6 protein-coding genes are annotated in these 13,094 nt (G+C 35.8%); all 6 read right to left on the bottom strand.

The features are described 5' to 3' along the window. Positions 1-517: 517 nt before the first annotated feature. Positions 518-3,214, bottom strand: a complete 2,697-nt coding sequence (locus AC6IWN_RS19150) for a leucine-rich repeat domain-containing protein (protein ID WP_497989778.1) — start codon at positions 3,212-3,214, stop codon at positions 518-520. 371 nt (positions 3,215-3,585) lie between these two features. Beyond that, positions 3,586-5,160, bottom strand: a complete 1,575-nt coding sequence (locus tag AC6IWN_RS19145; protein WP_497989776.1) for a pre-peptidase C-terminal domain-containing protein — start codon at positions 5,158-5,160, stop codon at positions 3,586-3,588. 81 nt (positions 5,161-5,241) lie between these two features. Next, complete coding sequence (locus AC6IWN_RS19140) at positions 5,242-10,632, bottom strand: leucine-rich repeat protein (RefSeq protein ID WP_497989774.1); 5,391 nt, start codon at positions 10,630-10,632, stop codon at positions 5,242-5,244. Positions 10,633-10,775: 143 nt separating this feature from the next. Continuing rightward, the gene (locus AC6IWN_RS19135) at positions 10,776-12,059 is read right to left on the bottom strand and encodes a GHKL domain-containing protein (protein WP_497989772.1); all 1,284 of its coding nucleotides are present in this window, start codon (positions 12,057-12,059) and stop codon (positions 10,776-10,778) included. 12 nt (positions 12,060-12,071) lie between these two features. Further along, entirely contained in the window at positions 12,072-12,782 is a 711-nt protein-coding gene (locus AC6IWN_RS19130; RefSeq protein ID WP_497989770.1) for a LytR/AlgR family response regulator transcription factor, read from the bottom strand. A gap of 55 nt (positions 12,783-12,837) precedes the next feature. After that, a complete protein-coding gene (gene tnpB / locus AC6IWN_RS19125) occupies positions 12,838-13,002 on the bottom strand; it encodes an IS66 family insertion sequence element accessory protein TnpB (protein ID WP_497989768.1) in 165 nt (54 codons plus the stop codon). Positions 13,003-13,094 lie beyond the last annotated feature (92 nt).

Below are 13,094 nucleotides of genomic sequence, written 5' to 3'. Positions count from 1 at the left end.
AAGAGACGGATCAACCTACAAGCGAACAATCAGTGAACGATTCGTGATCATCCACTGATTGTTCGGAAACATATATAGTTAAGTCCTACATCATCAGTTGTAATTTGTTTACCTTTTTATGGATGTTTAATTTACTTATTTTTACTTTTCCTTATTATAGTTATTCGCTTATAAATATACAAGAATTTTCATTTGTCATAATATTACAAATTAACTCAGACATGTAATATTATGCGTACGATGTTTTTCTCGCTATCATTGAATCGATAAAGAATCACAAAACCCCCTATTTATATGCCTTCAGAAATCTTTATAGTACGTTATGCCCACTTTTAATCCATTGATATCGTACAGGTTTCCTTATATATGTCTCTAATACGGCAATAATAATTTACATAATATTTAAATAGAAGATAGAAAAAACACTGGTTTTGCGATACTTTTCGGGTTAACTTACATAACAAAAAACCTCAAGGCTAATATCACCTTGAGGTTTTTTGTTCACTATATCCAATCTCTACCCTTTCAGATTGATTGTATAAATCTTTACACCTTTCGTTGTATTGATACTCCAACTGACTTTATTTTGGGTCGTAACCAAAGGTATCTTATAAGAGGATAAACGCAACTTTCCGATTGATGTAGGGGCTTTGATTACCGATCCCATAGGATCTAATATAGCATAATATGTATTCTCATATCCCTTCGCATTATATTTCTCCCAAAGGACAACATATGCTTTCCCCTGCATACTAACAATCTTGACATTATCAGCATTGATTCTACTTCCTTTATAATTGGTCAGCCAAATCACTTTTTCATCTTTTGTGGTACTCGTCAAGAATTTTCTTCCGATTATGATATCATCCTTACCGGTTGCTTTCCTTGTCGTTCCCTTTATTGAAGAAGATTCTTTTCCATTAAATTCTTTGCCCATTACTCTAACAAAGACGTTTCTGCTTTCCCCTGATACATAAGAGCTCCTAGAAAGTGTCTTTTCGGAGGAAGCTGCTAAGGCAAATGTAGAATTCAATTCCGCTACACCTCCTAGTTCTGCAAAAGTCTCATTATATCCAAAAGCCCAATCAGAGCCTTCTCGAAAATGAAATGGCACGATTTTTGTCTCAGCTCCGCTTGTTGTTATCTTAGTGATTTTATATCCTCTAGGGGCTGCGTCACATTTTTCAGTAAACAAGAACCCTTGAGATACAGGGGTTACGATCTGTTCAAACGAGTGACTGGAGTATAAATAATTATTGAACGCTACACTTAGGTTACTGGATTTTAATATAATCGCCGCTGAGGATTGGTGATTGATTCCATCCCTTGCCACGAACATTTCCCGGCCGAACATGACTGCAACCAATCCTTTATGATAGGCAAGTGATGCACTTGAAAAACTGAAGGGATCTTTTGTTTTGTCTAATAGGCCAGTTTGATTCGCTTTAAACGCTTTTTTTAGAATCTGCTTCCCACTTTGGTTATATTTTACGACAAATATATTTTCTTTGTTTTTCTCACTCTCTTCTACGCGCTTACCATAGAGAACATAGAAGTAACCCTTATCATCAGCCGTGATGGCCCCAAAACCGCCATAACTTTTATTCATATTGATTGTTATTGTCTTCTCAATTTTATTGGAACTATTAAAAATAGATATATTGATTTTACTTGAATTTACCAGTGTAGCCACATTCAGCTTCTTTTTATAATCGACAAAGTCTGTAGTACTGTCTACCTCACCATAGGTACTCGTAGTAAAATAGCTCTGAACATTTGCAAACATCATTTTTGTCTTAAACTTTGATTCCGAGGACACGGAGGATTTGATCATCATGCCAGAATTTCTCTTGATCTTAAAATGTAAAGTTAAGCTATCCTTATACCTGTCTTTACCCGTTATGACCACAGAACCTGTTCCTATGAATGTATTATTCTTATACACCACTGTATAATCTTTATTCAACTTAAGAACATTTTTACCGTCTGATATCTTTACTACCGGAGTTTTTGCTTTTCCATTATACACATATGATATGGAAGACAGTCTAGCTGATAATTTGGTAACTGATTTAGAATCCATATCTACATAATAGAACCCATTACTTTTTGCATACTGTTCTGCAAGGGAATTTCGTTTACCCACCAAAGTAAATCCAGTAATTTTTCTCTGACTTTGATAATTAAGGTAATATCCGAATGCTTCTTTTCCGATGTAGGTAACACTTGCAGGTGTCGTAATCTTTTTTAGCAGTGGATTGTTATAAAATGCCCTTCTTCCAATCCTTTGAATGGAACTGCCAAGAGTTGCCGATTTGATCTGGTTATTTGCAAATGCTTCATCCCCGACTACTTTCACTGTGTTCGGCAACGCAACCCCGGTTATAACGTTATAATAAAAGGCTTTTTCTCCTATCGTTTGAAGTGAACTTCCTAATGTTAAGGTCTTGATCAGATTCCATGAAAAAGCTTCCGCTCCAACTTCTTTCACTGTATTTGGCAATGTTAGCGAAGTTAATGAATTGTATTGAAAGGCTTCCTTTCCAATATATATAATACTATTTGGTATATTTACTTTCGTTAAATTATGAAAATAGAGGGCACTATCCGCCACCCCTACTGTTCCTGCTTTTATTGATAACACGGTAGAGGCTCCTGTATAATCAACTACCCATTTATCTATGTATTTCAATCCTGACGGCTGTTTCTCTATAATTGGATTACTCGCAAAGGCACCCATTCCAATATATTTTACGCTACTTGGAATCCTTACTTGTGATAGATTTCTATATTCAAAAGTATAAGCTGCTATCCCTAATGTTCCATCTTTTAAGGAGATACTATTCCCTACTCCGGTATAATCCACAGCCCACTTGTCTACATAGATAATTCCTGCTGGTTGGTTCTGCGTAATAGGATTATCTACAAATGCTCGGTTTCCTATGCTCTTTACGCTGCTTGGGATGATAACACTCTGAAGGTTCCTATTGCCAAATGCACTCGGTCCGATACTTGTTACATTCTTCCCCAAGATCATGGATGGAATTACGATGTTCGTCTTTGTTCCGGAATACCCTATAATTTGGACGGTTCCATTATCTAACTCTGAATACACGAAACCGGAGCCATCTGTTGCAGCCAATGATTCTGTCTTATTTGGTAAAACAAATAGCAGAAATAGTATTACCATTACACTAAGTATTCTTTTTTTCATTTGATTTCCTTTCGCCTTACCTTCTGGTGTCTTATTATAGTAGATTATCTGAGTCAATAATAAAGCATGTTACATACGCCAATATAACATATGCAAATTTTAGCATGTTTGTATATATACAGCAATATTGGATATAACAAAGTTCCATGAAATATTTGGTATATACGAATTTATCTCGTTAAGAAAACAGGATTAACATCTAATAAATATTATTATTTTAAAGCCCGCGCATATACAATAACGGGTAATTCCATTATATCCAAAACCCAACCCAAGCACTCACAAAAATACAATCAGAATAAGGCAGCAGGTAGGGTGCCATCCTATCTGCTGCCTTGTTCCAATTCTAATATAGATACTCAATTTCTACCTTACTTTTTTATCTTCACTGAGACTATCGGAGAAAAACCACTATATAATTTTTCTTTCCCTGATAGTCGATAAGCGATCACTTTAAAATAGTACTTTTTACCGGGATCAAGCCCTTTCTTTGTATAATTGGTAGGCGAATATACGGTTGCTACTTTTGTATACTTTCCCTGTGATGAAGTAGACATATATACCTCATACCCTGTTGCCCCTGTGACTTTATTCCAGCTTATTTTTGCATACTTTGATCCTGATACTACGCTTGGCTTTATACTAGCCGGAAGTATCTTGAAGGTTTTCGTTATTGTTCCGCTATAGTTACCTTTCCCATTAATCGTGACTTTCGCTGTTCCCGGTTTGCTGTTGTTGTAATATATCACCGTATAGTCTTTATTAAGTACTAACGCCTTCTTCCCGTTTTTCAAATAAACGTATGGTGTTTTCTTCCCTCCTGAATAGAGGTATTGATATTGCGACAAACCAGAAGAACACGCAGTAAGACTTTTTCGATATATCTTATATGTCTTCTGAATACTTCCTGTATAATATCCTATTCCGGTAATTGTAACAACTCCGGTTCCAGTATTTACATTATTCCTATAGGACAGTTTATAATCTTTTCCTGCTTTCAGAGTAGCTGATCCATTTTTCACAGTTACCTGTGGTTGAATTGCGTAACCGGTATAGGTATACGCATTTGCCCCCAATTTAATACTTGTGCTATTAACATGTTGTTGGTAGGATACGCGAAGAGAATAGGTTGAATCGTCATAACCACTATAGTATGGACTTGTTACTCTAATATAATACTTCCCTGCTGGCAAGAATATTTGGTTGGATTTAAAGTTATAGTTACCATTCACCTCCCATATGTAGTCACTAATCTGTTTATAATACATACCATCTTGCTGATATAAATTAATCTGCCAATAATCACTATTGGAATCAAGTGGAGGATGATTAAACGCTATCGATACATACCCACTTTTTGCTGCGGTAAAGGTAAACCAATCAAAATCATCGTCATTCAAAGTTGATCCATAATAATTCGTATTTGTTTTAATTGGATTGGCTTGTAAATAGCTGCCATTATACTCTTTTTCAAAATTACTGGTCGCTGTATAATTTACTCGTACTGTATATGGTGTTTCATTATCCAAGATATTTTTAACTAATACATAATATTTTCCCGCTGGTAAACCTACTTCACAAGTTTTTAAGTTATAATTACCATTAACACTCCAATAGTCTGTATCATGACCTGGCCTTGTATTACCATCTGACGTGAGCAAGAAAACATACCATAATTCTGAAGGATTATCCAGTGGTGAATGATTCAATTGAATGTTAACTTTACCAGGCTTAGTCAGTGTAAAACTGTACCAATCATAATCATAATTATTAGCATCGTAATTAGCTACCCCATCAACATTGGTATTAACGGCAATTGGGTTCGCTGACAAAAAACTTCCATTATCCTCTGTCTCTGTAGCTGCACTTGCTTTCTGCCCTTGAATACCGAAGGTAAAGATTGTTATAAATAGAAAACTAATAATAAATAAAAATTTTCTTTTCAAAACTTTCACTCCTTACTTTTTATATTTTATTTTACTACTTAAAAGCTCTTTCTCTAATTAAAAATGAACCTTTCATTTTTACTACTTAATCTTTATACTCCCCACCGATGAAGTTGCGCTATTAATCGTACTGCTGCCAGCTTTCGTATATGCGATGACCTTATAGTAATAAGTCTTTCCTGAACTTAACCCTGTCTTCTTGTAACTTGATTTTGATGCCGAAGTAACCATAGTGATTTTGGTATAGGTTCCATTCTTAGAGGTTGACATATACACGAGATAACCGGATGCACCGGTCACCTTATTCCATTTGATTGTTGCATATTTCTTCCCACCTGTAACAGATATCACTGGTGCTTTCGGCTTTATTATATAGTTTTTCGTAATGTTACCGCTGTAATTACCTTTTCCTTTTATTGTGACGCTAGCCGTTCCGGGTTTAATATTATTGGAATAAACAATGGTATAATCAGTATCTTTTTTCAATATTAACGGCCCATCTTTCACAGTCACACCAGGTATCTTTGCTTTGCCGTCATAGGTATATGTAGAAGTCGATAATGATACAGTGGGGGAGGTAATTATCTTGGCCTTTATAATATACGGTTTATTAATACTTCCACTATAATTTCCCTTTCCTTTAATCAGCACGTTTGCTGTTCCCGCTTTAATATTGTTGGAATAAGTAAGGGTATAGTCAACATCTTTCTTGAGTATCAAACTACCATCCTTCACCGTTATAGTAGGTGTCTTGACTTTTCCATCATAGGTATAGGATGTGCTCGACAAGCCAACTAATAGAGATAGAGTTTGCATTGTCTTTGCATTAATCGTGTATGTCTTAACAATAGTTCCAGTGTAATTACCTTTCCCAGTAATGGTTAATGACGCGGTACCTGCTTTTATATTGTTCGCATAACTAAGTGTGTAATCCACATCCTTAACTAGAACCACTGCTCCATCTTGTATCTTGGGTAACGGTACGATTGCTTTGCCATTATACACTTGCGATGGTATCGCTGAAACACTTACCTTTGATACATCCTTCTTGGTTATATTAAGCGATTTTCCAGCATAGTTCACTACACTACTGCTTAATTTTATCGTTGGCTTTTCTGTTGTAGGTATTGCATTTTTATATACAAGCTTAAATGATTTTGAATATGCAACACCGCTTTGATTTACTTCTGATTTACTATACTCCAGATTATAAGCGATTATATTTCCTTTGCTATCATATAAATTAATGGTTTTTACTGATTCTGGTTTCATATACATATCAAAGGTCAGTTCTATCCCATCTTTTTTGTAATTCGTTGTAACTAATTTCGGCTGAAGTTTGGATACAAGCCCTACATGTACCTGCGTTTGAGGCGGCGGAACCGGTAGCCAATTACTATAAGATGTTTCATAGCCATCCTTCTCGTATTTTACTCTCCATAGGCCTTCTGGTACATCCCAAGCGTAATTACCATCTGCATCGGTTAACAAAGGATTCTCCTGTCCATAATCTGCTGAATTCCATACTACTGCTTTACTTGTTTTAGGTACGGTCCAATACGTGCTGTCATTCTCATCATATGGGATCCAGGATAAGGTTGTTTTTACACCGGATAAGCGATTATTCGTTACCCCTTCGTATACATAACCACTTGGATCAATCGCCCAATTCAACCTTGCTTTCATCTCAGAATTCAGGATACCCGCCGCTCTTGCTTCAAACATACTATCAGCGAGTATATTGATTCCACCAACTAGTAAGGTAAGTCCTAACGCGGAAGGACCGCCTAACATTGCAGCTCCTGACGCTGCCAAGTTGAAAAGCATAAACATCTGCCGATCTAATTTAAGTTCCGCCGCCTGTTTTATACGGATTTCTTTCTGCTCGGGTGATAAATTCGTCATGTTGATATTTCTGACCAGATTGTCATAATCATCTTCTATCTCAAATACATCACTTACATAACTATATACCTTGTATGCGTCGACTACATGAGATAAAAACCCATCACAATCAACATTGCTGATTTCATCACCAATAATACCGATATTAATTTTAATTATTTCACTTGTTGCCGCTTCATCTACATACACTATCCAATTAGTCGGATTCGAAAAATCATAGGTCGTTGTGTATTCTTTACTATTATCTTTAATAGTATTGGTATAGATATCCTGGCCACTCTTTGCATAATCGAGCCACTCTGCACCGGAATTCTTGGCTGCTTGTGTTACTGTCATCTTTGTTTTCTCTATACCCAGATCGGCTAATTCGCTTACTTTACTATAATCATTAATATATTCTACTGTATTTGCGTCAACCTGATTTGTTGTACTAACTATCCCCGGGAATTTTGCTGCTTGACTATCAAGAATGTCCTGATAATATTCCTGCGCTTTCGATAAGGAGTAATCCGGCACTTTCCTATCCTTCTGATTATAGGAGACCGATATTTTACCGGGTACATACGAGGTATCCCCATCAAAAAACCCTTTTGCAACATAGGCCTGTTTTGTAGAATCCCATTCTGCTTTTAGCGATTTAATTTGATTATTTCTTACACTATCAATATAAACATCTCCAACATTTTCGATATAATCAAATTTTACTTGAAATTCAAATGGTACTCCTGGAACAAATACGGGAGATGCTTGTAAATTTGAATCTAAATTATAGGAACGTCCATTATAAAGCATAATAAAATCTGATACCACAGGAGCGTTCTGAGCATATTTTACATTTGTCTCTGCCGTTAATGTTTGGCTCCCATCCTTCATTCTAGCACTTATGAGATAAGTTTTTTTATTTTCAGGAGAGGATATCTTTACACTGGTGCTATACATACCAACTTTATTCGTTTTTATTGTTTTAGCTAATTTGTTATCGATATATAAGCTCACATCTGTATCTGCTTTTGCGATACCATTCACATCAAACTCTGCCTGATTGGTAAATGTACTTGCATTAACTGAGATCATCGGAACCGTCTCATTAACGACATTAATTATCTCATAATCACGGTTATAATTTGTATCATTATAGTATTCCATTATTGCATAAGAATTAATATTGCCACTTTGTTTCATCTTTACGGAAAAGGCTACTTTCCCATCTGCTTTTGTAACCGGAATCTCTAATGTACCGTCATAAGAATCATAATCATAATCAGTACAAATGGTATTATTATAATATAAGGATTTTTCAATCAGTTCTGAATTGGCAGGGAGCTTGAACTTTATCTTGAATTTATCTGCCTTGTATAAACCAACTTTTATCTTATAGTTACCAGTGAACGATACATTCCCTCCATTCGCATTGGCGCTATAGTTGGTCGCATAGCTGCTTGAATTTTGATCCAAATATTTTAATTCATCAAACCGATCGTCACTGTTAGATACAAATGATTTGCTTTGATCCATAAGTGATATCGCTGACTTGGAGATTCTTGGTGCTGTAATCACCAATTTATCTGACCCTTCAAAGGCATTGTAGTTTATTGTCTTAATATTATTACCTAGAATGATACTAGTTAAATTAGGACAATATGAAAAAGCATAGCTATCAATTGTCTCTACGCTATTAGGAATAATAAGATTTGCTATTTTTTGAGCACTCGTTACCATTCCATTGGGTATCGCTTTAATACCATCTTCAAATACAAGTGAAGTTAACTTTGCATTTTGTTCAAAAGCAGCTCCACCACTTACTAAAGTTTTTGGAATTACAACAGAAGTAATTTTCGTTCCATTAAACACACGTGATCCCAGTGTTGCTAGCGAATTTGGCAAACTAATACGATCAATTAATCGACAATTCTGAAAAGCATACGAACCTATTAATGCTACACTATCAGGAATTTGAATCTTCTCTAAGTAGGTATTATCTGAAAATGCACCATCGTTAATTTCTTTCAATTGGGAAGGAAGTTTTATCTCTGTTAATGAGCTACAATATCCATAAGCATAATCCCCAATGGAAGTAACACTGCTAGGAATGGATACACTTGTAAGCTTATTTGCACCATATAATATATAAGCAGGTACGGCTTCCGTTCCCTCTTCAAATACAGCTGACGTTAATTTGTTGTTTTCGTAAAATGGTTTGTTACATCCCTTTAATGATTTCGGAATAAATATTGTTGAGATTTTTGTTCCGTCAAACACTTGGTATCCTAGATTCTCCAAGCAACTAGGTAATGTGATATTGTCAATCAAACGACAATTCTTAAAAACATAGTCATCTATTCTTGTTACACTGTCAGGAATTTGTATCTGTTCCAAATAGGTACAATCTGAAAATGCACTATCCTTTATCTCTTTTAATTGCGATGGTAGTTTTATATCCGTCAGTGAGATACACCCTGTAAAAGCTGAAGGTCCGATTGATTTTATACTCACCGGAATTGTTACATTTGAAACATTCTTCGCTCCATCTAGAATATAACCAGATATCTCTTCACTACCTACTTCAAAGGTAACGGATGATAATATGTAATTTTCATAAAATGGATGATTACTATGTTTTAATGATTTTGGAATTATCATCGTAGTGATATTCGTACCATTTATCACTTGAAAACCTAGACTTTCTATTGAATTGGGTAACGTAAATTGATCCATCAACGCACAATTCTTAAACGCATATTCTCCAATTGATAATAATGTATTAGGAAGTTGAATATTACCCAAGGACGAACAATCAGAAAATGCAGAGTCGCCTATTGTTTCAAGTTCAGCCGGTAAAGCAATGTTTGAAAGGGAACTACAACCACTAAAAGCACTTTGTTTTATTTCAATTACACTGGACGGAATTGTAATACTTGTAACATTGGACGCTCTATCTAGTATATAAGGTGTTATTGATTCCATTCCATCTTCAAAGGTAACCGTAGTTAATTTTTCATTTTCATAGAATGGGCTATTACTATTCTGTAAGGATTGTGGGATAAAAATAGACGTTATATTGGTACCATTAAATACTTGAAAGCCCAGAGTTTCGATCGACTCAGGCAAAGCAATACTATTTAATAAATTACAATCTGCAAATGCATAAGAACCAATCGAGGTTAAGGTATCAGGCAGGTTTATGCTTTGCAAATTAGTACAACCCGAAAAGGCATATTCACTAATCCTCTCAATTCCTTCCGAAATTGTTACGCTCTTTAATGTTGAATTGTTCTTGAATGCTTCTTGCCCAATTTCAGTTACATATTTTCCATTTAACTTGGATGGTATCGTCAGCGTTTCCGCTGAACCGGTATAGCTTAATATGGTTAGTAAACCGTTCGAATCCATCTCATACTTATAATCACCTGAGACAAGTTCTGAAGTTGTTTGCAGATTACTTAAACTGTATGTATTAACTGAGGTAGTCTTTGATTGTGCAAAAGCATCCAAACTTGGTGCATATAAAATTGATACAAAAATAATGAATGACATAAAACAACTTAATAACTTTTTTACTCCTCTCATAATCTCACCCTTTACTATTATTTTTTTGTATAACCCTTTGCTTATTTATCATACATGCCATATAAATATAGCAAAAACTCGCACCCATTTGAGAGTGCGAGCAAAATTGGATTCTTATTTAGCAAAATTGGATGAACTAACAATTATAGTGGTGTCTCCAGAGAAAGAACTGCACTATAGATATTATCTTTCCACTCTGTATGTAATTCCCCGCGATACCGAATCGCAATATCATGAAGAATTCTCTGACCATAACCATGTCCATTTGCTTTGGGTGCTTTTTTCTGTGGTCTATTCGAAGAATTCTCTACTTTAATATGTAGATAGTCACCATCTTGAATAGCATGAAGACGTATAAACCGCCTCTCTGCTTCATAAGTCAATGACCCGTGTATCGCATTATCAAGTAGATTAGTGAACGCACTACATAGATCAACCGGGTTTATAGAACAGTCATTATTCACTGTTGCATCAATCTCCAATGGAACTCTCTCCGTAGCACAAACCATGCTCTTTTCCGCCAAGACAGCATTAACCACTGCGTTCGAACACCACATCTCTTCCTTGGTTTGTGCTATTTGAAGCTGAAGCTGTTCCAGCTGAGTTTGTGCTAACGCTCTATTGCCTTGTTGAGTAAGATATAATGCCGTAGTTAACTGATTATTAAAATCATGGCGAACTTTTGCTAACTCCTCACGTCGCATCTCAATGGCATGATAATGGGCTTCCTCAACTTGTCTTAAATGCTCTGTCTCTTGTAGTCGGCGTAAGCTCTCCTCCTTTTCTCCCTGTGTTAATACTACATAAAGCAGTATTATATCTGCCATAAATCCTAGGATCGCTCCGATACATGCATAAATACTACTATATGAGCTATTCAAAAATGGCGTCTCAACATTCCACAACAGAAACACCTGACTTACCGGGAATAAAAGAAAAATCCATGCATTTTTGGCCAGCCTGCCTCTATGCATAATTCGCCTCCATATAGCAACGACAATTGCATAAAGGCAAAGAATAATGGCAGATCCAATTGTCAAAAAATAAAACATTTCGGGGGATGACATATCCGAACTATAAGCGATTCCCATAGTTCTCATTAAAGGAAATGTTATTTGCTCCCCTACCATTGCTATGACATAGATTAGGATAAATGCAAATATCTTTCTCCATATTGGATCACGAAAAACAAATAATAAATATGCTATGGCAGTTATCACTTGGATAACTTCCATCAAACCAAACCAGGTTCCTCCTAGATCAATTGACCGTATATACATTGTTGGAAAAGCTACGATGATGTATAGGAATGCCATCACCCACGGAGGAATCTTCTCCCACTTAGGTTCTAGCATTAATCCCCAAAGAAGCACAATAAGATATGTATAGCATGGGCCACTAATTAAAAATGTTATCCAGTATAACATGTCCCCCTCCTTTTATAGAATCTGTTCTATAAATTCAAAATATGCGGAACGGGTATCCGCATATCGAGCTCTGCTTATCGGAATCTCTTCTCCTGTTTTTAAAAAAATCGAATTCTTATTAAGTCGTCTGATAAGTGCCAGATTAACGAGATAACTCTTATGGCATTGAAAAAAATGTCTTGGCAAGCGACTTTTTAATTCCTCCAATTGCTCGTAGCACAGAATATGCTCTATATGAGTGTGTATATAAAGCTGATGACCCTTGCTTTCCATGTAGACGATATCACTATAAGGAATTGCATGAATAACACCTTTTTGCTGGACAAGAAGCTTCGCTTCTTCCTGTCGATTTAGTTCATCACTTGCCTTCAACAATAACGCTTCCAATAACTCGGGATCAACTGGCTTTACGAGATAACCACACATATTGGACGGCTTAAGAAATATCTGTTGAGAAAATCGGTCATTATATCCTGTTACATATATAATGAGCGTTCTAGGACAAAGACGTTTCAGGTGTACTGAAAAATCAATGCCATTCTCCTTCTGATTCCACTCTATATCCATTAATACCAAGTCAAATCTTTCTCCGTCCTCTATCGCCTCAAAAAATTTCTTGCTGTCCAAGAACACTCCAATTGATGTCGGGAGTACACTCTTCTTTAACAGAGTACTTAGATATTCTGCAACATATTTTTCGTCATCTACAACAGCAACTCTCAAACCTCTCACCTCATTACATAATATGCTTATATCATACAGAATATCCCAGCATTAATCAAGATGCGAGAGAGTAAAAGTAAGCGCTACTTAAAGTATAGTATTGATTCTCTGATTTCGTAGCTCCTTCCATCAGCCAGTAAAACTGTTGCTGAGTAAGACTCCTTACTTCCGATTCAGAATCTGTCCACTGAAAATCCCCCTGCTCCAATCTTTTAAACATAGACTTTCCTCTTCGATAGATGTAAAAAAGTTAAACCTCAACTTTTTTACATGGGTGAGCCTATTTACTCAAATGTATAGGGTGAAATCTAC

This window comes from Variimorphobacter sp. HTMS_6 (assembly GCF_059717775.1).
This window is presented reverse-complemented; position numbering and strand designations above follow the sequence as displayed.